At 74.2% G+C, this 23,531-nt stretch carries 25 protein-coding genes; 13 read left to right on the forward strand and 12 right to left on the reverse strand.

Annotated elements, in window-relative coordinates; all coding sequences use genetic code 11:
- Positions 1 to 206 precede the first annotated feature (206 nt).
- The 3 genes from ABEB00_RS15210 to ABEB00_RS15220 are packed head-to-tail and all read left to right on the forward strand — an operon-like array spanning position 207 to position 2,847.
- Complete coding sequence (locus tag ABEB00_RS15210) at positions 207 to 1,385, forward strand: FAD-dependent monooxygenase (RefSeq protein WP_345620144.1); 1,179 nt, start codon at positions 207 to 209, stop codon at positions 1,383 to 1,385.
- Entirely contained in the window at positions 1,382 to 2,176 is a 795-nt protein-coding gene (locus ABEB00_RS15215; protein ID WP_345620145.1) for a hypothetical protein, read from the forward strand. The genes ABEB00_RS15210 and ABEB00_RS15215 overlap by 4 nt, the downstream gene beginning before the upstream one ends.
- On the forward strand, positions 2,173 to 2,847 hold the full coding sequence (locus tag ABEB00_RS15220) for a hypothetical protein (RefSeq protein ID WP_345620146.1): 675 nt from the start codon (positions 2,173 to 2,175) through the stop codon (positions 2,845 to 2,847). The genes ABEB00_RS15215 and ABEB00_RS15220 overlap by 4 nt, the downstream gene beginning before the upstream one ends.
- Positions 2,848 to 2,896: 49 nt before the next feature.
- Here ABEB00_RS15220 and ABEB00_RS15225 read toward each other — a convergent pair whose 3' ends face one another.
- The 5 genes from ABEB00_RS15225 to ABEB00_RS15245 form a co-directional block, all read right to left on the reverse strand.
- On the reverse strand, positions 2,897 to 3,778 hold the full coding sequence (locus ABEB00_RS15225; protein ID WP_345620147.1) for an ABC transporter permease: 882 nt from the start codon (positions 3,776 to 3,778) through the stop codon (positions 2,897 to 2,899).
- A gap of 4 nt (positions 3,779 to 3,782) precedes the next feature.
- Positions 3,783 to 4,745: an ABC transporter ATP-binding protein gene (locus ABEB00_RS15230; RefSeq protein WP_345620148.1), complete on the reverse strand. Its 963-nt coding sequence runs from the start codon at positions 4,743 to 4,745 to the stop codon at positions 3,783 to 3,785.
- A complete protein-coding gene (locus ABEB00_RS15235) occupies positions 4,742 to 5,164 on the reverse strand; it encodes a lasso peptide biosynthesis B2 protein (RefSeq protein ID WP_425586496.1) in 423 nt (140 codons plus the stop codon). Before ABEB00_RS15235 ends, ABEB00_RS15230 begins: the two co-directional genes overlap by 4 nt.
- Positions 5,165 to 5,249: 85 nt before the next feature.
- Complete coding sequence (locus tag ABEB00_RS15240) at positions 5,250 to 7,079, reverse strand: asparagine synthase-related protein (protein ID WP_345620149.1); 1,830 nt, start codon at positions 7,077 to 7,079, stop codon at positions 5,250 to 5,252.
- A gap of 418 nt (positions 7,080 to 7,497) precedes the next feature.
- Entirely contained in the window at positions 7,498 to 7,629 is a 132-nt protein-coding gene (locus tag ABEB00_RS15245; protein ID WP_345620150.1) for a lasso RiPP family leader peptide-containing protein, read from the reverse strand.
- Positions 7,630 to 7,880: 251 nt separating this feature from the next.
- Between ABEB00_RS15245 and ABEB00_RS15250 the strand changes: the two genes are divergently transcribed.
- Positions 7,881 to 8,651: a hypothetical protein gene (locus ABEB00_RS15250; RefSeq protein ID WP_345620151.1), complete on the forward strand. Its 771-nt coding sequence runs from the start codon at positions 7,881 to 7,883 to the stop codon at positions 8,649 to 8,651.
- Positions 8,652 to 8,683: 32 nt separating this feature from the next.
- On the opposite strand, the gene ABEB00_RS15255 is transcribed toward ABEB00_RS15250, so the two are convergent.
- Both ABEB00_RS15255 and ABEB00_RS15260 read right to left on the reverse strand, forming a co-directional pair.
- Positions 8,684 to 9,457 (reverse strand): ABC transporter permease subunit, encoded by a 774-nt coding sequence (locus ABEB00_RS15255; protein ID WP_345620152.1) that lies wholly within the window; start codon positions 9,455 to 9,457, stop codon positions 8,684 to 8,686.
- A complete protein-coding gene (locus tag ABEB00_RS15260; protein WP_345620153.1) occupies positions 9,454 to 10,392 on the reverse strand; it encodes an ABC transporter ATP-binding protein in 939 nt (312 codons plus the stop codon). The genes ABEB00_RS15255 and ABEB00_RS15260 overlap by 4 nt, the downstream gene beginning before the upstream one ends.
- Before the next feature lie 170 nt (positions 10,393 to 10,562).
- Between ABEB00_RS15260 and ABEB00_RS15265 the strand changes: the two genes are divergently transcribed.
- Complete coding sequence (locus ABEB00_RS15265; RefSeq protein WP_345620154.1) at positions 10,563 to 11,792, forward strand: sensor histidine kinase; 1,230 nt, start codon at positions 10,563 to 10,565, stop codon at positions 11,790 to 11,792.
- Positions 11,789 to 12,472 (forward strand): response regulator, encoded by a 684-nt coding sequence (locus ABEB00_RS15270; protein WP_345620155.1) that lies wholly within the window; start codon positions 11,789 to 11,791, stop codon positions 12,470 to 12,472. Before ABEB00_RS15265 ends, ABEB00_RS15270 begins: the two co-directional genes overlap by 4 nt.
- A 43-nt stretch (positions 12,473 to 12,515) precedes the next feature.
- Here the strand turns inward: ABEB00_RS15270 and ABEB00_RS15275 are convergent, their stop codons facing one another.
- On the reverse strand, positions 12,516 to 13,181 hold the full coding sequence (locus tag ABEB00_RS15275; protein ID WP_345620156.1) for a response regulator: 666 nt from the start codon (positions 13,179 to 13,181) through the stop codon (positions 12,516 to 12,518).
- Between the two features lie 487 nt (positions 13,182 to 13,668).
- Between ABEB00_RS15275 and ABEB00_RS15280 the strand changes: the two genes are divergently transcribed.
- A complete protein-coding gene (locus ABEB00_RS15280) occupies positions 13,669 to 14,745 on the forward strand; it encodes an NADH:flavin oxidoreductase/NADH oxidase (RefSeq protein WP_345620157.1) in 1,077 nt (358 codons plus the stop codon).
- A gap of 63 nt (positions 14,746 to 14,808) precedes the next feature.
- Complete coding sequence (locus ABEB00_RS15285) at positions 14,809 to 15,435, forward strand: DUF998 domain-containing protein (RefSeq protein WP_345620158.1); 627 nt, start codon at positions 14,809 to 14,811, stop codon at positions 15,433 to 15,435.
- 227 nt (positions 15,436 to 15,662) lie between these two features.
- On the opposite strand, the gene ABEB00_RS15295 is transcribed toward ABEB00_RS15285, so the two are convergent.
- Entirely contained in the window at positions 15,663 to 16,283 is a 621-nt protein-coding gene (locus tag ABEB00_RS15295) for a DUF2243 domain-containing protein (RefSeq protein ID WP_345620160.1), read from the reverse strand.
- Positions 16,284 to 16,559: 276 nt separating this feature from the next.
- Between ABEB00_RS15295 and ABEB00_RS15300 the strand changes: the two genes are divergently transcribed.
- Both ABEB00_RS15300 and ABEB00_RS15305 read left to right on the forward strand, forming a co-directional pair.
- Positions 16,560 to 17,033, forward strand: a complete 474-nt coding sequence (locus ABEB00_RS15300; RefSeq protein ID WP_345620161.1) for a carboxymuconolactone decarboxylase family protein — start codon at positions 16,560 to 16,562, stop codon at positions 17,031 to 17,033.
- Positions 17,034 to 17,112: 79 nt separating this feature from the next.
- A complete protein-coding gene (locus ABEB00_RS15305; protein WP_345620259.1) occupies positions 17,113 to 18,036 on the forward strand; it encodes an RNA polymerase sigma-70 factor in 924 nt (307 codons plus the stop codon).
- Positions 18,037 to 18,097: 61 nt separating this feature from the next.
- On the opposite strand, the gene ABEB00_RS15310 is transcribed toward ABEB00_RS15305, so the two are convergent.
- Positions 18,098 to 18,733 carry a TetR/AcrR family transcriptional regulator gene (locus ABEB00_RS15310; RefSeq protein WP_345620162.1) on the reverse strand — a complete coding sequence of 212 codons (636 nt, stop codon included), beginning with the start codon at positions 18,731 to 18,733 and terminating at the stop codon, positions 18,098 to 18,100.
- Positions 18,734 to 18,885: 152 nt separating this feature from the next.
- On the opposite strand from ABEB00_RS15310, the gene ABEB00_RS15315 reads away from it, so the two are divergent.
- On the forward strand, positions 18,886 to 19,944 hold the full coding sequence (locus ABEB00_RS15315; protein ID WP_345620163.1) for an aldo/keto reductase: 1,059 nt from the start codon (positions 18,886 to 18,888) through the stop codon (positions 19,942 to 19,944).
- A 70-nt stretch (positions 19,945 to 20,014) separates the two neighbouring features.
- On the opposite strand, the gene ABEB00_RS15320 is transcribed toward ABEB00_RS15315, so the two are convergent.
- On the reverse strand, positions 20,015 to 20,230 hold the full coding sequence (locus ABEB00_RS15320; RefSeq protein ID WP_345620165.1) for a hypothetical protein: 216 nt from the start codon (positions 20,228 to 20,230) through the stop codon (positions 20,015 to 20,017).
- A gap of 71 nt (positions 20,231 to 20,301) precedes the next feature.
- Positions 20,302 to 21,129, reverse strand: coding sequence for an alpha/beta fold hydrolase (locus ABEB00_RS15325; protein ID WP_345620166.1), 828 nt, complete (start codon positions 21,127 to 21,129; stop codon positions 20,302 to 20,304).
- 201 nt (positions 21,130 to 21,330) lie between these two features.
- Here ABEB00_RS15325 and ABEB00_RS15330 point away from each other — a divergent pair, with 201 nt between their 5' ends.
- The gene (locus ABEB00_RS15330; protein WP_345620167.1) at positions 21,331 to 21,873 is read left to right on the forward strand and encodes an MOSC domain-containing protein; all 543 of its coding nucleotides are present in this window, start codon (positions 21,331 to 21,333) and stop codon (positions 21,871 to 21,873) included.
- 362 nt (positions 21,874 to 22,235) lie between these two features.
- A complete protein-coding gene (locus tag ABEB00_RS15335) occupies positions 22,236 to 23,528 on the forward strand; it encodes a YeeE/YedE family protein (RefSeq protein ID WP_345620168.1) in 1,293 nt (430 codons plus the stop codon).
- Positions 23,529 to 23,531 lie beyond the last annotated feature (3 nt).

Raw genomic sequence — 23,531 nt, forward strand, 5'->3', positions numbered from 1 at the left:
GGCGAGTCCCGGCTGCCGGGCCATGGACGTAACAGATTGACGTGCTCACGCAATTCGTCTGTGTACCGAACGTATCCGTGTACTCCACGTGGAAGACCACGCGGGGCCGGCCGGGACCCGGCCGGGACGCGACCGGGACGCGGCGCCCAGGCACCCGGGACCAGGGGCCGACTAGCTTGGCGGCATCCGGGGGACGGAGGGGGCGGATGGCTTCGGCGCAGACGCGGGTGGCCGTGGTGGGCGGGGGGATCGGCGGCTTGGCCGCCGCCCTCGCACTGAACCGCGCCGGCTGCCGGGTCACGGTCCACGAACAGAGCGCGCGCCCGTGCGAGGTGGGCGTCGGCATGCACCTCGGCCCCAACGGCGCCCGGCTGCTGCACCGACTCGGCCTCGGCGAGCGGCTGCGCGCCGTCGCCGACCGCCCCGACGCCCTCCAGGTGCGGGCCTGGAACACCGGCGCCACCCTGTTCACCCAGCCGATGGGGCGGTCCTGGGCCGCCAGGTTCGGCGCCCCGCACTACACCGTGCACCGCGCCGACCTGCACGACCTCCTGGCCCGCCAACTGCCCGACGGACAACTGCGACGGGGCCGCCGCCTCACCGGCTTCCGCCGCACCGGCCGGAACGGCGACGGCCCCGTACGGCTGGAGTTCGCCCACGGCCGCCCCGAGGAGACCGACATCCTGGTGGGCGCCGACGGCGTGCACTCGGTGGTGCGCCGGGCGCTGACCGGACCGGAGACGACACGCTTCTCCGGACGCGGCGCCTACCGCGGCGTACTGCCCGCCGAACCCTTCGACCGGCTGCCGCCCGGACACATCCTCGTCTGGGCCGGCGAGCGGGCCCGGCTGCTCTGCTACCCCGTCCGCCGGGGCCGGCTGCTGACCTGCGTCGCCGTGGTCCCCAGCCCGCATCCGCCCGACGAGTCGTGGACGGCACCCGGTGACCCGGCCGCGCTGGAGGAGGCGTTCCGCGGCTGGCACCCGGACGCCCGGCGGCTCGTCCACGCCCTCGCCGCGAACGGACCGCGCCGCTGGGCCCTGCACGACCGGGAGCCGCTGGCCCGCTGGGGAACCGGCCGGATCACCCTGCTCGGCGACGCCGCCCACCCCATGCTCCCGCACCACGGGCAGGGCGCCAGCCAGGCTCTGGAGGACGCCGTCGCCCTCGCCCACCACCTGCGGCACGCGCCCGGCACCGACCCGCGGCGGGCCCTGCGCCGGTACGAGGCGCTACGCGCACCCCACACCGCCCGCGTCCTGCTGGCGACCCGCGACGGCGGCACCGAACGGATGGACCCCCGGCGGCCGGACACCGCCTCGTCGCCGGTCGACGACGTGTCCTGGATCCAGAGCTACGACATCAGCGAGGAGTTGACCCGGTGAGCACGATCGGCAGAAGGCATGTGATGCGCGCGGCCCTGGCGGGAGGAGCGGTGGCGGCGGGAGTCGCCCGGGGCGGCGCCGGGGCGGTCGCCGCGGCCGGCCCCGCACTCCCGGACGTACCCGGCATGCTGGGCGACCGCCGGGCCAACGAGTTCTGGTACCGGTTCGACGAGGCCACCTTCTACCGCATCGCACCGGAACTGCGGACCGCCTACGAGGCGATCGCCCGCCACCTCGGGGACGACTACGAGGCGAGCTTCTACGAGACCTGGCGCACCCTGCGCGGGTCCGCCGGCTACCCGGAGAACTTCACCGCCCACGTGGCGCCGATCAGGGCGCCGCTCGCCGTGCTCTCCCGCGCCCAGCTCGACGTGGCCCACCGCTGCTACCGGCACGACACCCGCGGCCTGGCGGACGCCTTCGGCTACTTCGGCCAGGGCGTCCTGTACGACCCGCGCCGCAAGTCGAGGATCCACACCATGGGCGGGGACCCGCCCGGCGGCTACCACACCTGGTACGTCTTCATGCGGGCCATGATGCTGCTGGACATCGACCGCCTCCGCTGGAGCGTGCTCGCCCCGATGAACGCCTTCGCCTGGGCCGCGCAGACCGTGGCCCGGCCCCATCAGCAGGAGGCCAACCCGCCGCTGCCCGCGAGCACGGTACGGCGGCTGGAACGCCGGTGGCTGCCGCGCCCGGTGCGCCGCCTCGACCACGACTTCCGCTCCTTCCCCTACCCGCCCGGCACCGCCCCGCGCCCGGAAGCCGCCCCTGAGGGAACGGCACCGTGACCCGGCCGGTGCTGGTGCTCGAAATGGCCGGGCTGACCCGGCGGTCGGTCGCCCGGGTGCCCCGGCTCGCCGCGCTGCGGGCCACCGGGTTCGAGGCCCGCTGGGAGGCCGAGCCCGGCCCCAGACCCTGGTGGGAGGCGTCCGGGCGGCACGGCGGACGCTCCACCGTGTGGGTGGTCGGCCCCGGCACCACCGCGAGCGCGGCGGACCGCGCCGACCTGTCGGCGCGACACCCGGCCGGGGACGGCGCGGGCACCGGGGACGGCGCGGACACCGGGGAGAGCGCGGACCGCGTCCGCCGTGCCGTGACCGCGGCCCGGCAGCTCCTGCGCACCTGCCGCCCGGGCCTCGCCCTCGTACGGCTGCCGTTCCCCGCCGGCCGGCCCCTGGAGCTGGACCGGCTGATCGCGCCGCTGCTGGACGACGCGCGGGACCTCGCCGCCGCCGTGGTGGTGATCGGCGCGGGCCGGGGCGCCTTCGCGCTGTGCTCGGAGCGCCGGGCCACCCGTGACCTGGTGTCGCCGGCGGACGTACCGGACCTGCTCGCGGAACTGGCGAGGCCGGACCTGGCCCCGGACCGGCACCGCCGCACCCACCCCGAGCGGTACCGCTGCCCGTGGTGCACGGTCCGCCGCACCCCGGCCGACCTGCCGGGCCGCACCCTGCGCTGACCTCCCGCCGCCACCCCGCCGCCGCCTCCGTCCCTCCTTCCGGCGTCCGCTACCGGCTGCGGGCGAAGTGCCGGGCGGCGACGGTCACGGCGGCCAGGCCCAGCAGGGCGATCAGCCCCACCTCCAGCAGCACCGGCGGGGCCCAGCCGAAGGGCTCGGGGCCGGTGACCCTGTCGCCGTAGGTGACCACCCCGTCGCCGGGCATCGCGCGCCGTACCGCGTCGACGCCGTACGTCAGCGGATTGAGCAGCACCGCCGCCCCCAGCCAGCCGGGCAGCCCGCCCGCCGGGAACATGGCCCCGGACAGGAACAGCAGCGGCATCATGGCCAGGCCGATGACGATCTGGAAGGTCTCCGGCCGGCTGATGGTGACCGCCGCGACGACCCCGAAGGCCGTGAAGGCGAAGGCGATCAAAGCCAGTTCCAGCAGGACGAGCAGCAGACCGGGGCCGTAGGGCACGCCCACCACCGGGGCGGTGACCAGCACACAGGCCGCGTAGAGGGTCCCGCTGGTGGCGCCGCCCAGGCAGATGCCGACGAGGATGGAGCCCCGGCTCAGCGGCGCGGCCAGCACCTGCCGCAGGAACCCCGACTGCCGGTCCCAGACGATGGAGGCGCCCACGGCGATGGCCGGGGCCTGGAGGGCCATCAGCAGCACGCCGGGGAAGAGGAAGGCCCGGTACTGGTCGAAGCCGTCGGCGGCCGACTGCAGTCCGGTGCCGAGGATGAGCAGGAACATCAGCGGGGTCAGCAGCCCCATCGCGACGCGCAGCCGGTTGCGGGCGAACCGGATGGTCTCGCGCCGCCACATCAGCCGCACGGTCCGCGCCTCCCGGACCAGCCGGCCACCGCGCCGCCCGGCCGGGTCCGCCTCGGGCGCCCGGCCCGCGGCAGGCACGGCGGGCGAAACCGACGTACCGGTACGGGACATGCCCTCACCTCCTCGTGGCCAGGTCGCCCGGCGACACCGGCCCCCTGTCGGCCTCCCGGATGGAGCGGCCGGTGTAGTGCAGGAACACGTCGTCCAGCGTCGGGGGCGCGACGGTCACGGCGTGCACGGGCACGGTGAGCCGGGCGCAGAGCCGGGGCACGAACGCCGCGCCGTCCGGCACCCGCATCCGCACCCCCGAGGCACCGGCCTCGGCGGCCACCGCGAAGGAGGCCCGCACCGCCGCCGCGGCCGCCGCGTCGTCACCGGTGCGCAGCACCACCAGGTCGTCCCCGACGACCGCCTTCAGCTCCCGGGGAGTGCCCTCGGCGACCAGTTCGCCGTCGTCCATGATGGCGATGCGGTCGCAGTTCTCCGCCTCCTCCAGGTGATGGGTGGTCAGGAACACGGTCAGCTCGCGCTCTCGGCGCAGTCGGTGCAGGTGCTCCCAGATGGCGGCACGGGTCTGCGGGTCGAGCCCCGTGGTGGGTTCGTCCAGGAACAGCACCCGGGGGGCGTGCAGCAGCCCCCGCGCGATCTCCAGCCGGCGCCGCATGCCGCCGGAGAAGGTCCGCACGAGACCGTCCCGGCGCGCGGTGAGGTCCACCAGTTCCAGCAGCGCGGCGATCCGGCGGCGCGCCTCGGCGCGGGCCAGGCCGAACAGCTCGGCCTGGAAGCGCAGGTTCTCGGCCGCCGTCAGCTCCTCGTCCAGCGAGGGCTCCTGGAAGACCAGGCCGATCCTGCTCCGCACGGCGCGCGGGTCGCACAGCACGTCGTGCCCGGCGATCCACGCCCGCCCCAGGGTCGGACGCACCAAGGTCGACAGCATGCCGATCGTGGTCGACTTGCCCGCGCCGTTGGGGCCGAGGAAGCCGAAGATCTCCCCGTCGGCCACGTCCAGGTCCAGTCCCACCACCGCGGCCCGCTCCCCGTACAGCTTGCTCAGGCCCTCGGCCCGCACCGCGCTCACCGGCCGCTCCGGGCGCGCACGCTCAGCACCGTCCGGAACAGCGTGGTGTCCCCGCTCTCGCCCACCGCCCGGCCGTCGACCTCGACCCAGGCGTGGGCGCGGAACGGCTGGACCCGCACACCGGTGCACCAGTCCGGCCACCTCCCGTACAGCCGGCACAGCAGCGCCGTCGCGACCGACCGCTGCAGACAGCCCTGTCCGGCGCAGCGGGCGCTGACCGTGACGACGGCCTGCCGCGCGCGCAGCGCCCGGTCCGCGGAGGCCGGACGGGCACCCCGGCGGGCCAGTTCCAGCGCCCGCCGCAGCCTGCGCGGCGGCAGCCCGCTCAGCGGCCGGGCGAAGGCCACCGCGAGCCGGGCGGTGACCCGCTCGCGGCGGCGCAGCGGAACGGGCGACTCCGCGGCCACAGGCATGGTCATGACGCCCCCACCGGTCCGGGCCGGCGCGGCGCGCCGGCGAGTGCCTGCGCGCCGGCGGGTGCGAGTGCGGGGGCGGGTGCGAACGTCATCGTGGATCTCCTGCCGGCTGCCTGCGTGGCCGGTCCGCGCTCGGGGAGCGCAGCCACGCCTCGCAGGCGAGCGTGTTGATCAACGGGGAGAGGTGCCGGGTCTCGGGTTTCGGCGCGAGCAGGGCGCGGCGCAGGGCGTCCGCGTCGACCAGGCCGAGCCGGGCCAGCCGCAGGTCGTCGCAGAGCTCCAGCAGGGCTCCGCGCCCGCCGTGCAGCCCGGCGTAGATCTCCGCGCTGAACTCGCCCTTGGTGCGGCGGCCCAGCAGTTCGGCGGGCACGTCGGGGCGCATCGCCGCGGTGAGGACCGGTTTGTAGCGGTCGCGGGCGGCCCGGTCCTCGATCCGGACCGCCAGCGCGGCCTCGACCACCCGGTCGTCGAGGAACGGCGCCTCCCAGCTCACGTCGGCGCGCCGCATCGCCGGCCGCATCTGCCGCAGCGCGCCGCCGCTGAGCAGCACGCTCTCCAGCACCTGGTGCTGGAGGCGGTCCGGATGCAGTGGCTCCGCCCCGGCGGCGGCCCGCAGCAGTCGCCCGCGTACGGCGTCCGCCGCCCCCGGGGTGACCCACGCGGGCATCCTGGGGTGCCCGCTCCAGCCCATCGGCGGCTCGTGCGGTCCCGGAGCGGGCGCCTGCAGCCGTGCGGCCATCTGCGTCAGTGTCCTCGCGAACGACCGGCCGTCGGCCAGCGCCCGTACGGTGTCCCGCAGATGCCACCGGTTGAGCGCGCGGGCCCGCGCCGCCGTCGCCACCCCCCGCACCGGACGCCTGCGCACCAGCGACCACAGGTAGGTGGGGGTGGGGGAGAACAGCTCGTCCCCGCCCAGGCCGGTCAGATGCAGCCGGGAGCCCTCGGCGGCGACGCGCCGCGCGGTGTGCTCCATGCGGGAGCGGTTGCGGTGCCAGGGCAGCGGCCCCTCCAGGACGTCCTCGGGTCCGTACTGGCCGGGCAGCGGCTCGAGCCAGGCCGGCCCCTCGTCCGGGGCGAGCCGCAGATGCGCCGCGCCGGGCAGGAGCGCCGCGGCCCGGACCGCCCACCGGTCGTCGTCGTTGGCGGCGTCCAGCGGCAGCCAGTGGTGGGTGACCAGCCGCGTCCCGGTGGCGCCGGCGAGGAAACACAGGGTGGTGGAGTCCATCCCCCCCGACAGGTCGGCGCTGACCGTGTCGCGGCCCCGTGTGCGGGTCTCCACGCAGGCCCGCAGCGCCTGCCGTACCCGGACGGCGGCCTGGTGCGGCGGCAGGTGCGGCTCGGGCGCCCGCCACCAGCGGTGGATCCGGTGCCGCCCGTCCGGCCCGAGGCCGAGCCAGCTCCCGAGCGGCAGCGCGCGCACGCCCGGCCACACGCAGTCCTCGCTCAGCGGCCACGGGGCGAGCGGGGTCAGCAGCCGCGCGGCGAGTACGTCCGCGTCGGGTCCGCGGCCCAGGAGCGCGGCGAGCGGGTGGGGCGCGTCGGCCGCCACCGTCAGGCCGGCGACGTCGGTGTGGAAGACGTGCCGCGCGGTGGACAGCGAGCCCTGCACACGGCAGCGGCCGTCGAAGGAGGCCGCGAGGTGGAAGCAGCCGGGCAGGGAGGCCGCGAACCCGTCCAGGGCGTGCGGTGCGGCCGCCCGGGCCAGGGCGCGTTCGGCGGCGGTCACGTCGACGCGGACGGCGCCGAGCAGCACCAGTCGGCGGGTCCCGGCGGTGACCACCGTGCACTCGTCCGGCGCCCAGTCGCCCACCAGCCAGGGCCGGCCGGAGACATGGTCGACCGTCCGCGCACCGGCCGGCGCGGCGTCACCGAGCAGCGCGCGGGCGCCCTCGCGGTCGGGCAGGACCAGGAACGCCATCGCTCACCGGGTCCCGGTCGGGCGGCGCGCCGGGGCCGGGGCGCCGGGCTCGGTCGTGGCGGTCATCGCACACCCCTCCCAGGGCATCGTGGACGGCGGACGGCCCCCGCCCGCCATCCGGGACCCGCGGGCCCGGCGGGGAGACCGGGGGCGGGAAGGCGGAGACGAGAAGGCGGTGAGCGAAGGGGGACGAGGAAACGGAGAAGAGAAGGCGGGGAGCGAAGGAGGACGAGGAAACGGAGACGAGAAGGCGGGGAGCGAAAGCGGGGACGAGGAGGCGGCACCGGGAAGTCAGGGACGAGAAGGCGGTGACGGGAGGCCGCTCCGGCCTGCCGGGCGCCGAGGCACCGGCGTGCCGGGCTTGCCGCCCGTCACCGCCCAGACGCGTCATCTGTCGGGCGGCACCGGCCTCAGAGGGTCAGCAGGCCCACGGGGTGTTCCAGCCGGGGATGTCGCTCGGGCAGCCCCACGGCACACCCAGCGTCAGCTCCGCGAACTCCCCGACCTCGACCAGCTCCGGCGGTTCGTAGATCTCGTCGTACGTCTCCATGTCAGTCCCCTGTTCTGTTCTCTCTTGAGGAGACGGCGGTCCGCCGACCGGCCGGGTCGCGCCACCGTCTCCGTCGGACCTTCACCGTAGGCAGCCCCCGCGCCTGGGTTCCTGGGCACCATGTCCTGTTCCGGTCCCGGATCGGACGCGGGCACCTGTCCAGCGGCGCGCCCGGCAGGCCAGCATCTGTCCCGGGCGGGGCACCGACCGCCCCGCCCGGTGGGCACGACGAGCCGAAGGAGTGGTCAGGGATGGCCGAGTGGAACAGAAGGCGGGTGCTGCTGTCCGGCGCCGCCGCGGCCGTGGCGGCCGGCGCCGGAGCACAGGGAGCGGCCGCCGCGGCCCGGGAGGGCGGCGGCTACCCGCCGGTGCCCGGCATGCGCGGCGACCGGCGGGCCAACGAGTTCTGGTACGCCTACGAGCAGCGCTTCGCCTATGTGCTCACCCAAGAGGTCAAGGACGCCTACACCGCGCTGGACCAGGTGGCCGGCGGCTCCGACCTGACCGTCCTGGAGCGGTACGAGGAGAGCCGCGCCAACGGCACCTACCCCGGCGCCTACCGCTCCGTCATGGCCCCGGCGCGCGACGCGCTCGCCGTGCTCTCCCGCCTCCAGTTCGAACTCATCGACACCTACTACCGGGTCCGGCCGGCGCTGCTGCCCTGGGCGTTCGTCCGGCTCGGCGACGGCAGCCTGTACGACCCGCGCATGCCGGACCCGAACAAGGTGCACATGATGAACAACGGACCGGGCGGCGAACCCACCCGGTCCTGGCACTTCTGGCACGCCGTGATCCGGGCCGCCACCCTGCTGGACGTGTCCGCCCGCCGCTGGACGGAGCTTGACCCCCTGATCGGGCTGGGCTGGGCCACCCAGTCGCTGATGCGGCCCGCGGCCGACCGGAACAACCCGCCCACGCCCCGGCACGCCGGCGAACGCCTGGTCCGCTCCTGGCAGGCCCGCACCGCGCGCCAGATGGACGCGGCCTTCGACGCCTTCCCCTACCCCGCGCGGCTCCTGTAGGGCTCCGCGCCGCTCGCGCCCCGGCCGGGTCCCTACGCGTCCCGCACGCGCAGCACGGCATAGCCGCCGGCCAGCGCCAGCACCGTCCAGACCGCCAGGACGGCCACCGCGGTGGAGACGCTGTAGGCGGCCATGTCGTCCCGGTCGACGACCCTCATCAGCACGATGCCCGCCCGGTCGGGCAGGAAGCGGGCCACCGACTTCACCTTCGGGACCGCGTTCAGGATCGGCGAGACGATGAAGAACAGCGGGATCAGCACGGACAGCGACAGCGCCGAGCTGCGCAGCATGGCCGTCACCCCCATGGCGAACGCGCACATCGCCGTCATGTAGAACGCCGTCCCCCACACCGCCCGCGCCACCTCGGGGTCGCCCCACCCGGCCCCGTGCGCGCCGAGCGCCGCCTGCGCGGCGAAGAAGGTCACGAAGGAGGTGAGCAGCGCGACCGCGGCGGCCAGCAGCGTCCCCACGGCGATCTTGCCGGCGTAGAAAAGGCCGCGTCTCGGGGTGGCGGTCAGGGAGGGCTGGATGGTGCCGCTGGAGTACTCGCTCGCGACCACCAGCACACCGAAGACCAGCAGCACGATCTGGCTGATCACCATGCCCTGGAAGCCGGTGTACACCGGGTCGAAGGAAGCCCGCTCCTCGGCCGTGCGGCCGTCGAAGCTGTGGGCGACCGCCAGCCCCAGCGCGAGCCCGATACCGGCGGAGACCAGGAACGTCAGCACGAACGTCCACAGCGTGGAGCGCACCGTACGGATCTTGGTGAACTCGGCGGTGACCACCGCCCATGCCCGCGCCGTCATCGGTCGTCCTCCCCGCTCGCGCGCACGGCCGCCCCGGCCCCGCGGTACTCCACCGCCTGCGCGGTCAGCCGCATGAACGCCTGCTCCAGAGAGGCCGACTGGGTGGAGACCTCATGGACCGTCAGCCCGTGCCGCGCGGCCAGGTCGCCGACGGCGGCGGCCGAGGTGTTCTGGGCCTCCAGCGTGCCGTCCGTCGCCGCGACCACCTCGACGCCCTGCCGGGCCAGCACGTCGAGCATCGCCTCGGCCTGCGGAGTACGCACCCGGACGAAGCTGCGGGAGTGGCGTGCCACGAAGTCGGTCATCCCGGTGTCCGCCAGCAGCCGGCCGCGCCCGATCACGACGAGATGGTCGGCGGTGAGCGCCATCTCGCTCATCAGATGGCTGGAGACGAGCACCGTCCGGCCCTCGCGGGCCAGCCGCCGCATCAGCTCCCGGATCCAGACGATGCCTTCGGGATCGAGCCCGTTGACGGGTTCGTCGAACAGCAGGACCGGCGGGTCGCCCAGCATCGCCGCGGCGATGCCCAGCCGCTGGGCCATGCCGAGGGAGAACCCCCCGGCCCGCCGCCGGGCGGCGCCGGTGAGGCCGACCTCGTCCAGCACCTCGTCGACCCGGCGGGCCGGCAGGCGGTTGGTCTGCGCGAGCCACCGCAGGTGGTTGCGGGCCGTCCGGCCGCCGTGCACCGCCTTGGCCTCCAGCAGGGCCCCCACCCGGCGCAGCGGATACCCCAGTCGCGGATAGGCGTCCCCGTCGATCCGGGCCTCACCGCCGTCGGGCCGGTCCAGCCCGAGGATCATGCGCAGCGTGGTCGACTTGCCCGCCCCGTTCGGCCCCAGAAAGCCCGTCACCCGGCCCGGCCGCACGCTGAAGGACAGCCCGTCGACGGCGACGGTCTCCCCGTAACGCTTCGTCAGCTCCCGCAGTTCGATCATGTCTGCCATGGTGGCCCGCGGGCCGCCCCCGGCGCGTCGGCCCACGGGTTGGTTCGTGATCTCGACCCGTGGGTGGAGAACGGGTGGAGACCGGCGGGCGGGCCGAGACCCCGGTCTGACCACCTTCGGGGTGACGCGGGCGCCGCGGCGCCCGGTGTACGGTCGGCGCTGTGCACGCCGTCGGCCCGATTCCCGTGTTCCCCCGCCGAGCGAGCCGGAGCCAACTGGTCCTGCTGGACGCGCTGGCCGCCGTCGGTTACCTCGCGGTCCTCGGCATCGGCAGGGTCGCGCGGACCCCGGCCGCGGTGCCGGAGGCGGTGGTTCTGCCGCCCTGGGGGACCCTCCTCCTCGTCGCCGTGACCGGGCTGCCCCTGGCGGTGCGCCGGCTCGCCCCGGTGCCCGTGCTCGCCGTCGTCCTCACCGGCACGGTGACCTCCGTCCTCCTCGACCAGGTCCGCGACCCCTTCGTCGCCGTCGCCCTCGCCCTGTACACCGTCGCCGTGACCGGCCCCGAGCGCCGCTGGACGCCCTGGTGCGCGGCCGGTGTCCTCGGCCTGTCCGCGCTGGTCGGCACCGAGCTGTCGTCGGCGCCGTACTGGTGGCTCGACGGCCCCGGACTGGTCCTGTTCGGGTGGGCGGCCGTCGGCGGGGCCTGGGCGGTGGGGCGCGGCGTGCGGGAGCGGCGGGCCGCGGCGGCACTCCACGCCGAGCACCTCGCCCGGCACGCGGTGGACGAGGAACGGCTGCACATCGCACGGGAGTTGCACGACGTGGTCGCGCACAGCATGGGGGTGATCGCGGTCAGGGCGGCGGTCGCCAACCATGTGGCCGAGACCCGTCCGCAGGAGGCGCGCGAGGCGCTGCGGGTCATCGAGGGCACCAGCCGCGCGGCGCTCACCGAGATGCGCCGGATGCTGGGCGTGCTGCGCGCGGACACGGACGCGCCCGGCCCGCTGCTGCCGCCGCCGGGACTGACCCGGCTGCCCGAGCTGGCCCAGGCCGCCCGCACCGCCGGTGTCGACGTCGACCTGGAGGTACGCGACGCCGGCGACCTTCCCGAGGGCGTGGAGCTGTCGGTCTACCGCATCGTCCAGGAGGCACTGACCAACGTGATCAAACATGCCGGACCGGCGCGCTGCACGGTCCGTGTCACCACCGACGGACGCGGCACCTGCCGACGGGAGGTGCGGATGGAGGTGACGGACGACGGCGCGGGGTCCCCGCCGCCGGGCGGGGCGCCGGGCCGCGACGGCGGCCACGGACTGATCGGCATGCGTGAACGCGCCGCGCTCTACGGCGGCACCCTCACCGCGGGACCGGGGCCCTCGGGCGGCTACCGCGTGCGCGCCTGCCTCCCTTACCAGCCGGTGGGCGCGCGCCCCGGGGAAGGGGCGTCGTGAGCGGCGCGGTCCGGGTCGTCGTCGCCGACGACCAGGCGCTGCTGCGGGGCAGTTTCCGCGTCCTGGTGGACTCCGAACCCGGTCTTCAGGTGGTGGGGGAGGCGAGCGACGGCGAGGCGGCGGTGGAGGTCGCCCTGCGCACCCGGCCCGACGTGGTGCTGATGGACGTGCGGATGCCCCGGGTGGACGGCATCGAGGCCACCCGGCGGATCTGCGCCGGCGAGGCCACCCGGGACACCCGGGTCCTCATCCTCACCATGTTCGACGTGGACGACTACGTGTACGCGGCGCTGCGTTCCGGCGCCAGCGGCTTCCTGCTCAAGGACACCCCGCCCGGCGACCTGCTCGCCGCCATCCGGGTGGTGGCGGCGGGCGAGGCACTGCTCGCCCCCTCGGTGACCCGGCGGCTCATCGCCGAGTTCGCCCGGCGCCCCGGCCCGGTGCGGCCCGGCCCCACGCTGCTGCCGGAACTGACCGACCGGGAGCGCGAGGTGCTCGCCCTCATCGCCCGGGGCCTGTCCAACACCGAGATCGCGCAGACGCTCCACCTCGGTCTCGCCACGGTCAAGACGCACGTGAGCCACCTGCTGCGCAAGACCGCGGCCCGGGACCGGGCCCAACTGGTCATCGCCGCGTACGAGTCGGGGCTGGTGACCGCCGCCCCGCCCGGCCCGGGGTGAGCGGGCGGGGCGCGGCTTCGCCGGGCGGGCCCTGGGGCCCGGGTCACAGGCCGAGGCCCGCGTCCCGGGCCCGCACCACGGCGTCGTCCCGGTTCCCGACCTGCAGCTTGGCGAAGATGTGCGAGACGTGGTTGCGTACGGTCTTCTCCGAGAGCACCAGGTGACGGGCGATGCGACGGTTGGTCTGCCCGCGGGCGAGCAGGTCGAGGATCTCCCGTTCACGGTTGGTGAGCTGGGGGAAGGCGAGGCGGCCGGGGAAGTCGTGGATGGCCGAGAAGTAGGTGCCCAGCCGTTCGGCGATGGCGGGGCTGAAGACCGCGCCGCCCTCGGCCACCGTCCGTACCGCCCGCAGCAGTTCGTCCCGGAACGCCTCCTTGGCCACATAGCCGTGGGCTCCCGCGCGCAGCGCCGCGACGACCTCGTCGTCGTCCTCGTACATGGAGACCACGAGCACCCTCGGCCGGTGGCCGGCCGGCCCGCCGGGGCCTGTGGTGATGGCCCGGATCGCCTCCACGCCGGACATGCCGGGCATCCGCAGGTCCATGAGGACCACCTGCACGCTGCGGCCGAGTCTGGCGACCGCCGCCACCGCGTCCTTCCCGCTGAGCGCCTCCCCGACCACCGCGAAGTCGTCGCCGGCGCCCAGGGCGGCCCGTAGCCCCTGGAGATACAGGGGATGGTCGTCGACGAGGAAGACACCCACGGTCATGTGCGGCTCCGCGGAGACACGGCGTCCAGGACGGCGAGTACCTCGGCGTCCGGAAGACCATCGGTCACCCCGTGGGAGAGCGGCGCCCGCGTTGCCGCGTGGGACGGGCGCTCGAATAGGTTCGGAATTCTGTTCACCGCAGGCATGGCTTTACAGCCGTGTGTGCCCATCAGTCCCCCTTTTGAGCATGCTTCGAATAAGGTTAGATGTTTTGCCCGCTTATCTGCAGAGCCGTTTCCGGTCAGTCGAATGGCTTTTCCCGGCCCGCTTCGGTGAGTACGGAATTCGGAGGTGAAAGGCCCGAAGGGTGAAGAGGGCCTCCATCGCTATTCCGAACAGCCGTGCGGTATTCGGGGGTTTTCTTCGTGGGGCACGCTGTGATTGATTGCGTACGCGTGTTATTGCATCAGCGGGTATCTTCGAAGTGGTACTGTTGTCCACTACAGGTACCTAGGTGCCGTCCCCCTGGATCGACGGGAGTTTGTCCGTGAGTGCCCTTTTCGAGCCCTACACCCTGCGCTCGGTGACCGTGCCCAACCGGGTGTGGATGCCGCCGATGTGCCAGTACTCGGCGGCCCCCGAGGGCCTGTCCCGAGGCGTGGCCACGGACTGGCACTTCCAGCACTACGGCGCCCGTGCGGCGGGCGGCACCGGACTGATCGTCCTGGAAGCCACCGGCATCTCACCCGAGGGCCGCATCTCCCCCCAGGACCTGGGCCTGTGGAACGAGACGCAGGCCGGGGCGCTGCGCCGCGTCACCGGCTTCCTCAAGAGCCAGGGCACCGTAGCGGGCATCCAGCTCGCCCACGCCGGCCGCAAGGCGTCGACCGGACAGCCCTGGAACGGCGACCGTCCGGTCGGCCCCGAGGAGTACGGCTGGACGCCGGTCGGCCCCAGCGCCGTGCCCTACCCCGGCCTCAAGGCCCCGCACGAGCTGACCGTCGAGGAGATCCACGCGAGCCTCGACCGGTGGCGCGCCTCGGCCCGGCTGGCGCTCGCCGCCGGCTTCCAGGTCATCGAGATACACGGCGCCCACGGGTACCTGATCGGCAACTTCCTCTCCCCGCACAGCAACCGTCGCACCGACGCCTACGGCGGCGGCTTCGAGCACCGCATCCGTTACGCGGTCGAGGTCGTGGACGCCGTACGCGAGGTGTGGCCCGACGACCTCCCGCTGTTCTTCCGTGTCTCCGCCACCGACTGGCTGGACGAGGGCGGCTGGAACGCCGACGACACCGTCGCGCTCGCCCGCGTACTGACCGAGCACGGCGTGGACCTGATGGACGTCTCCACCGGCGGCAACGCGGCCGGCGTGACCATTCCGGTCGGCCCGGGCTACCAGGTGCCGTTCGCCGCCCGGATCCGGCGGGAGACGGAGATGCCGGTGGCCGCCGTCGGCGAGATCGACGACCCCGCCCAGGCGGAGAAGATCCTCGCCGCGGGCGAGGCCGACGCGGTACTGATCGGCCGCCAGCTCCTGCGCGAACCCACCTGGGCCCGGCGCGCGGCCCGCGAACTCGGCGGCGACGTGCGCATCCCCCCGCAGTACGGCTGGCGCCCCTGACCGGCACCCGGCGGCCCCGCGTGTGCGCCGTGAGGGAATGATCAGTCGCTTTATGGTGGCCCGATGCGAATCGTTCCCAGATGGGTGCTGCTCTCCTCGGGGTGCGCGCCCCTGGCGCTCATCGCGGGCTGGACCGTCGGGGGCGCGCTGGAAGGACCCGGCTACGACCCCGTGAGCGACACCATCAGCGTCCTGGGCGCGTACGGGACACCGGGTTACTGGGCGATGACCGGGGCGTTCCTCGTCCTGGGCGGCTGCCATCTGCTGACCGCCTGGGGGCTGCGCACGGCGTCGGCCGCCGGACGCGTGGCGCTGGGCGGCGGCGGGGTGGCGGCGTTCATGGTGGTCATGCTCCCCGCGCCGGCCAGCGGGGGCTCCCTGCGCCACGGCACGGCGGTCGTGATCGGTTTCACGCTCCTCGCGGTGTGGCCGGTGCTGGCCGCACGTGGCGCCGTCGCCGCCGCGCCGTGGGCCCTGCGACCGGCGCCCGCGCTCGCGGCGACCGCCGCGATGACCGTCGGCGGAGCCTGGTTCCTGTTCGAGATGCAGCGCCACGGTGCCGCGGGAGCGGCGGAACGCGTGGTGACCTTCGCCCAGTCCGTGTGGCCGTTCGTCGTGGTCGCCTCCGGCCCGCACGGCCCGGTGAGCGAACCGCTCAGCCGCGAGGACCAGCCGGCGATGCGCCCGTGAGCCACCGGGTGGCCCCAAGGGTCCGGGGACGGGCCGGGCGGGAGCGGCGTCCGGGGCGCCAGGTCGACACCAGAGCCGCGGCGAGCAGCAGTTCGGCGATGTCCCCGCCGTAGTACATGATCTCCGCGCCGCCCCGCACCTGGGCGACACGAGGTCCACTCCGGCGGGGGAAGGGGAAGGGGAAGGGTGCGGGTGCGAGTACGGGTGCGAGTACGGGTGCGGGTGCATCAGGTGTCCCGGGCCGGTCGCCGGGCGGCCGGGGTGTCGGGGCCGGGTCCGGGTCCGGGGTACGGACAGGGGCCGGTGGCGGTGTCGGTGTCGGTGGCGGTGTCGAAGGGTTTTCCGCCGCGCCGGAGCAGCCAGCCCCCGGCCGGCAGCAGGACGCCCAGTGCGAGGAACCCGAGGTCCCACCAGAGCTGGTCGGCGCCGGCGTACACATGGTGGATGCCCAGGACGTGATGGTCGAGCACGCCCTCGACCAGGTTGAAGAGGCCCCAGCCGGCCAGCATCCAGCCCCACAGCACCCGGGAGGTCCACACCGCGCGCCGCCGGCGGGTGACCCGGGAGTAGAGGATCGCCAGACCGAGGAGGACCGCGAGCCAGCACACGGTGTGGAAGATACCGTCCCACACGGTGTTCATCCGCAGACCGGAGACGGTACCGGGGTCGTAGTACCGGACGCCGACGCGGTCGTGGTCGGTACTCGTGAGCATGTGGTGCCACTGGAGGATCTGGTGGAGCAGGATGCCGTCGACGAACCCGCCCAGCCCCACACCCAGGACCACTCCCGGCAGTCGAAGACTCGCCGGTCCCGTCCCGGTGCCGGCCTCGGCCACCGTGGTTGCCATCGCCCTGTCCCTCCCGTCGCCCGTGCCCGTGCCGCTGCGGCCGCCTGGCCGCACGCGCGGGTATCCGGCCCGGCGCGGAGCGGTCCTCCGGCGCGCCTCTCACGGACTACCAGTGCGCGGGCGCGCCCGCCGCCGGGCGTTCGGCCGTTCGCACCCCTCGCCGCCGGTGTTCCCTCCGAGGGTGGGGAGACGCAGGTCACATGAGGGTGTGTCACAGGGGGCGGGGGCTGTCTCGTCTCGGGGGTGTAGACACGGACGACCGCAGAGGAGCACACCATGGACGCGCGACTGAACTACTTCGCCAGCCCCTTCGCCGGCAAGATCCTCAAGCACGTCATGCCGGCGGGCAAGGCGCTCAAGGAGTCGCCGGTGCCGGGCGAGACGCAGGAACTGGTGGCGCTGCGCGTCAGCCAGATCAACGGCTGCGCGTTCTGCGTCGACATGCACACCAAGGACGCCGCCGCCGCGGGTGAGAGCGCGGTACGGCTGAACCTGGTGGCGGCGTGGCGCGAGGCCACGGTCTTCACCGAGGCCGAGCGGGCCGCGCTGGAGCTGGCCGAGCAGGGGACCCGGACCGCGGACGCGGGCGGCGGGGTCTGCGACGAGGTGTGGAGGCGCGCCGCCAAGCACTACGACGAGGAGCAGCTCGCCGCCCTGGTGGTGCTGATCTCCTTCATGAACATGGCCAATCGGCTGAACATCATCACCCGACAGCCGGCCGGTGACTACGTGGCCGGCCAGTTCCACTGAGCGCTGCGGCAAGGACGTAACAGCACAAGCACAAGCAGGGGTACGGGCATGGGTGCGAGCCGGAGAGGACGGGGTCCGCGTGGGCAAGGTCGAGGAGTTCGAGGAGCTGCGGCCGCTGCTGTTCTCGATCGCCTACCGGATCCTGGGCAGCGTCGGCGAGGCCGAGGACGCGGTGCAGGAGACGTGGCTGCGCTACGACGGCTCGCCGGCCCGGCCCACGTCCGTCAAGGCGTTCCTGTCGGCGGTGGTGACCCGGATCTCGATCGACGTGCTGCGTTCGGCGCGGGTACGGCGGGAGGAGTACGTCGGCCCGTGGTTCCCCGAACCGCTGCTGAGCGACCCCTATGAGGATCCGGCCCGGTCGGTGGAGCTGGCCGACTCGGTGTCCATGGCGGCGCTGTTGCTGCTGGAGCGGCTCAGTCCCGCTGAGCGGGCGGTGTTCCTGCTGCGGGAGGTGTTCGCCTTCGGGTTCGACGACGTCGCCGAGGCGGTGGGGCGTTCGCAGGCGGCGTGCCGGCAGTTGCTGGTGCGGGCGCGCCGGCACATGGAGGAGGGTCGGCCCCGGTACGCGGCGGACCGCCGGGAGCGGCAGGAACTGGCGACGCGGTTCTTCGACGCGCTGCGGGACGGCGACATCGACGGGCTGCGCACACTGCTGGCCGCCGACGTCCAGATGATGGGGGACGGCGGGGGCAAGGCCCCGCAACTGGCCAGGGCCGTCGCGGGCGCGGAGAACGTGGCCCGGCTGCTGGGTACGGCGATCCCCTGGCTGCTGGGGATCGAGGTCACCTTCGAGCCGTGCGAGGTCAACGGGCAGAGCGGGGCGGTCTTCCGCGACCGGGACGGCAAGATCCTGCACGTCCTGGTCCTCGATGTGCTCGACGGGCGGATCCAGACCGTCCGTGCGGTCCTCAATCCCGAAAAACTCGGCCACCTGGGCCCGGTGGGCGACGCGTGGGCCGTGGACCGCGAGATCAAGAGGTACCGACGGGGAAAGGGCTGACGGCGCTCGCCGAGTCGCTTTGGAGCGGCCATCGGTAGGCCGGCCGCCGCGCCGCCGGCAGTCACCGTGCCGGTCGTCGCTGTCGGGTGCGCACGAACACCCCCGCGCGTGCCGCCGCCGCCGCGGCCTCGGCCGCTCGGTCGGCGGCGGTCTCGTCCGGCGGGTCGCCGCCGGTCAGCAGGCGGTAGTAGAGCGGCGCGGAGACCGCGCGGATCACCTCGTGGCTGTCGGTGTCCGCGGGCAGTTCGCCCCGGTCGACGGCCTGCTGGACGCAGGGGGCCCACTCCGCGACACGGATCTCGTAGAAGCGGCGCAGCGCCTCGGCCGTCCTCGGCTCGCCGGTGGCGGCCGCGATCACCGCCTTGAACAGCGCCCCCTGCCGGGCGTCGGCCAGGGTGCGCCGCACGAGCCGGGCGTTGGCCTGGAGATCGCCGAGCAGTGAGCCGGTCTCGGTGCGGGGGAGCGACTGTTCGGCCATGTCCGTGAGCAGGTCAGCCACCAGGCCGGTCACCGTGCCCCAGCGACGGTAGACAGTGGTGCGGCCCACTCCGGCACGGCGTGCGATCTCGGCCAGGTCCAGTCCGGCCAAGCCCTGCTCGGCCAGGGTGTCGCCGGCGGCGCGCAGCACCGCGGTGCGCACCCGCGCGGTGCGCCCCCCTGGCCGGACGGTTCCCGGCTCGACGTCCTCCGCGGTCATAACGGGACTCCCGTTCCATTAGATGCTCGGTTCTGTTACCTTGAGGCCACATCCTAACGGGACGGGAGTCCTGTTAGTGGCGCACCCCCCACGCGCGCACCCAAGCACGCGTGGCGTGCAGTGGCAGAGACTGAGGAGTGGTCCGCATGGTCATGGAATACAGGCGACTGGGTGCCTCCGGGCTGAAGGTGCCCGCGCTGAGCTTCGGCGCCGGCACCTTCGGCGGCCGGGGACCGCTGTTCGGGGCCTGGGGCACCACCGACGTCCGGGAGGCCCGCCGCCTGGTGGACATCTGCCTCGACGCCGGGATCACGATGTTCGACACCGCCGACGTGTACTCCGACGGCGCGTCCGAGGAGGTGCTCGGCCGGGCCCTCAAGGGCCGCCGGGACCAGGTGATCGTGTCCACCAAGACCGGCCTGCCGACGGGGGACGGTCCGGCCGACGCCGGCACGTCCAGGTCACGGCTGATCGCCGCGTGCGAGAGCGCGCTGCGCCGGCTCGGCACCGACCACATCGACCTGTTCCAGTTGCACGCCTTCGACGCCGGCACCCCCGTCGAGGAGGTCCTCTCCACCCTCGACGACCTGGTCCGCGCGGGCAAGGTCCGCTACGTCGGCGTCTCCAACTTCTCCGGCTGGCAGACGATGAAGTCCCTCGCGCTCGCCGAGAAGCACGGTCACCCGCGCTATGTCGCCCACCAGGTCTACTACTCCCTCGTCGGCCGCGACTACGAGTGGGAGCTGATGCCCCTGGGGCTCGACCAGGGCCTCGGGGCGGTCGTCTGGAGCCCCCTCGGCTGGGGCCGGCTGACCGGCAGGATACGGCGCGGACACCCCCTGCCGGCCGGCAGCCGCCTGCACGACACGGCCGACTACGGACCGCCGGTCGAGGACGAGCACCTCTACCGCGTGGTCGACGCCCTCGACGAGATCGCCGAGGAGACCGGCCGCGCCGTTCCGCAGATCGCCCTCAACTGGTTGCTCCGGCGGCCCACCGTCGCCTCCGTCCTCATCGGCGCCCGCAACGAGGAACAACTCCGGCAGAACCTCGGCGCGGTGGGCTGGGAGCTGACAACCGACCAGGTGGCCCGCCTCGACGCCGCGAGCAGTCGTACGGCGCCCTACCCGCACTTCCCCTACCAGCGCCAGGAGGGTTTCGCCCGCCTCAACCCGCCACTGGTCGCCCCGGCACCGGCGGTGGCCGCCTGACACCCGGCCGGCGTTCCCGGCGGACCGCCCACCGCCCGCGGCCGGCCACCGCCGGGGACGGACCGTCCGGTCACTGCTCCCACTCGTCGGGGCCGACGCCGCGCCACTCGATCAGCCGCGACCGGACCACATCCATCTCGTCCCAGCCCTGCAGGCCGGCCTCCTGGAGGAACCGGGCGACGTCCCGCACGCTGTGCGCGCGGCCGAGGATCTCGCCGTCCACGCGCACGCGCCGGGCGCCTTCGTCGTCGGGCGGGTAGACGATCACGGGCAGCGTTCCGGCCATGTCACCAGCGTGGGGGCGGGACCGGCGGCGCGCACGCGGAAGGCCCGGCTCTCGGCACGCGCGCCGCCCGGTCACCTCTTCAGGAACTCGATGAGGTCCCGGTTGAAGCGCTCCTTGTCACCGTCGACCATCGCGATGCCGTGCGAGCCGCCCTCGTACACCTTGAGCGTGGCGTCCGGGATGATCTCGGCGCTCTTGCGCGCGGTGGCGTCGATCGGGACGATCTGGTCGTCGTCGCCGTGCACGATCAGCGTCGGCACGTCGAACTTCCGGAGATCCTCGCGGAAGTCGGTGTAGCCGAACGCGTCCACGCAGTCGACGCCGCCCGTGATGGTCTGCTGCATGGCCATGTACCAGAACGCGTCCTTGTTGCCCTGGGTGACCTTGTTGCCCTCGCGGTTGGCGGAGAAGAAGCCGACCGCGGTGTCCTGCCAGAACTGCGACCGCTCCTTGACGATGCCGGCCTTGATGTCGTCGAACACCGGGCCCGGTACACCCTCGGGGTTGTCCGGCCCCTGCGCCATCAGTGGCGTCACGGCGGAGAGGAGGACGGCCGACGCGACCCGCGAGGTGCCGTGCCGTCCGATGTAGCGTGCCAGCTCGCCGCCGCCCATCGAGTGGGCGACCAGGGTGACGTCGTGCAGGTCGAGGTGGACGATGAGGTCGTTCAGGTCGTCCGCGAAGGTGTCGAAGTCGTAGCCGTCGTACACCGGGGTGGAGCGGCCGTGACCGCGACGGTCGTGGGCGATGCCGCGGAAGCCCGCGTCGGCGACCGCCCTGAGCTGGTCCTGCCAGGCGTCCCCGTTGAGCGGCCAGCCGTGGCTGAAGACGACGGGGCGTCCACTGCCCCAGTCCTTGTAGAAGATCTCGACTCCGTCGCGCGTCGTGCACAGGGGCATGGCCTGTTCTCCTCCGGGATGGGTGCGGCCGCGGACGCCGGCGTACCGGACCGGCGCGAGGCGCGGGCCTCCGGTTACCGGAAGCCGCCCTCTCATCAGAGTCCAGCCCGGCGGCTTCCGCAATTCGCACGCCCCCGGTACGCCCCCGCGCGCGTTAGGGTCGGGAGCGGACCAGGTGCGCCGAGGAGGGGGTCGTCAGACATGAGCGGCACAGTGACAGCGGTCAGCAGCAACGGCGTGTACTCGTTCACCAAGCCGAACCGGGAGAGCATCACGCTGCTCGCCGGGCTGGGCGTCGAGGGGGACGTGCACGCCGGCGTGACGGTCAGGCACCGCTCCCGCGTCGCGCAGGACCCCACCCGGCCCAACCTGCGCCAGGTCCACCTCATCGCCGAGGAACTCTTCGCCGAGTTGGGACGGGAGGGCTTCGAGGTGACGCCGGGGGACCTCGGTGAGAACGTCACCACCCGCGGTCTCGACCTGCTCGCTCTGCCGGTCGGCACGCTGCTGCGGCTGGGCGACGCGGCGGTGCTGGAGGTCACCGGCCTGCGCAACCCCTGCCTGCAGATCGACCGCTTCCGCAGCGGGCTGCTCAAGCAGGTCGTGGGCCGTGACGCGGCGGGCAACGTGGTGCGCAAGGCCGGGATCATGACCGTGGTGCAGGAGGGCGGCGTCGTGCGCCCCGGGGACCCGGTCACGCCGGAACTCCCGAGCGGGCCGCACCGCCCCCTCGACCGCGTCTGACAGGCGGGCGCACCCACTCCGCACGCCCGCTCCGCACACCGGTCAGGTCCACTCCGCTCCACTCCGCGCGCAGGTGTGCGCCCGAACGAGTTCCCGGCCATGTCCCCGACCGTGCCCGATTGTGTCCACGAACGCATCCGCATGGCGAGACGGCGTGGATTACGGAGTCGGCCGTTCCGTATATTCGTCCGCATGTCCGCATCCGCCCCACTGCTGTGCCTCGCGCTGTTCGCGAACTCGGCGTGGTGCGTCGACGACGGCCTCTGTCGCCGCTGAGCGCCGTACCGGCCGCGCCACCGTCCGCGCCGCCCGACCGCCCAGCCCTCGCCCGTCGCCCCGTGCACCCCTTTCGGAGACATTCCGTGACCACCGCGCCCCCCGCCGCGCCGGCCGCCCCCACCCGCGCGCCCGCCGGCCTCTTCGCCCCTTCCCCCACCTCCTCCGCCCGCCCCGAGGCGCCGCCCCTGCCCCCGGTGCGGCGGACCCCCCTGATCGTGGCCGGGCTGCTGGCCGTCGCACTGACCGCGTACGTGTGGTCCGCCCACGGCGCCAAGCCCGGCGTGCTCCTCCTGCTGGGACTCGGACTGGGCGTCACCCTCTTCCACTCCCGGTTCGGTTTCACCTCCGCCTGGCGCCAGCTCGTCGCGGTCGGCAACGGCACCGGCCTGCGCGCGCACGCCCTGCTGCTCGGCACCACCGCCACGCTGTTCGCGCTGGTCATCGGCACCAGCACCGGACTGTTCGGCGCGCAGCCGGCGCCGTCCGGCGGCACGATCGGCGTCGGCCTGTTCGCCGGCTCGGTGCTCTTCGCGATCGGCATGCAACTCGGCGGCGCCTGCGCCTCCGGCACGCTCTTCGCGGTCGGCTCGGGCCAGACCTCGGTGGTACTGACGCTCTTCGGCTTCATCGCCGGTGCGACGCTCGCCGCGTGGCAGTTCGACCTGTGGCAGGACCTGCCGGCCTGGGAGCCGGTGGTCCTGTCCGACCACATCGGCTGGTTCGGTTCCTGGGCCGTGACGATCGCCGCGCTGCTGCTCGTCGTCCTGGTCTCGCGGCGGGTCCAGGCCCGCCGCAACCCGCCGCCGCTCGGACCCGTCCCCTCGGCCCGCGGCGCCGCCGTCCGCGCCCTGCGCGGCTCCTGGCCGCTGGTCGCCGGCGCGCTGGTGCTCTCCGTGCTCGGCGCGGGCGTGCTGCTGGTGTCCGGCGGCGCCTGGGGTGTCACCAGCGCGTTCAGCCTCTGGGGCTCGGAACTGGTGGGCGCGCTCGGCGGTCACCCCGAGAACTGGACGTGGTGGCGGCAGCCCGGCAACGCCCAGATGCTCGCCGGGCCCGTGCTGGCGGACAGGACGAGCCTCACCGACATCGGCATCATGATCGGCGCGGCGGTCGCCGCGGCGCTCGGCGGTAGCTGGGCGCTGCACCGCGGCATCCCCTGGCGCACAGCCGTCGCCGCCGTGCTCGGCGGTGTGCTGATGGGCATCGGCGCCCGCCTCGCCGGCGGCTGCAACATCGGCGCCTACCTGGCGGGCATCGCCTCCGGCAGCCTGAGCGGCTGGCTCTGGGGCGCCTTCGCGCTGGCCGGCACCTGGGTGGGCCTCAGACTGCGCCCGCTGTTCGGCCTCGGCAACCCCAAGCCGGGCGACGGCATCTGCTGAGCG

Source organism: Streptomyces ziwulingensis (genome assembly GCF_039542605.1).
Lineage (GTDB): Bacteria > Actinomycetota > Actinomycetes > Streptomycetales > Streptomycetaceae > Streptomyces > Streptomyces ziwulingensis.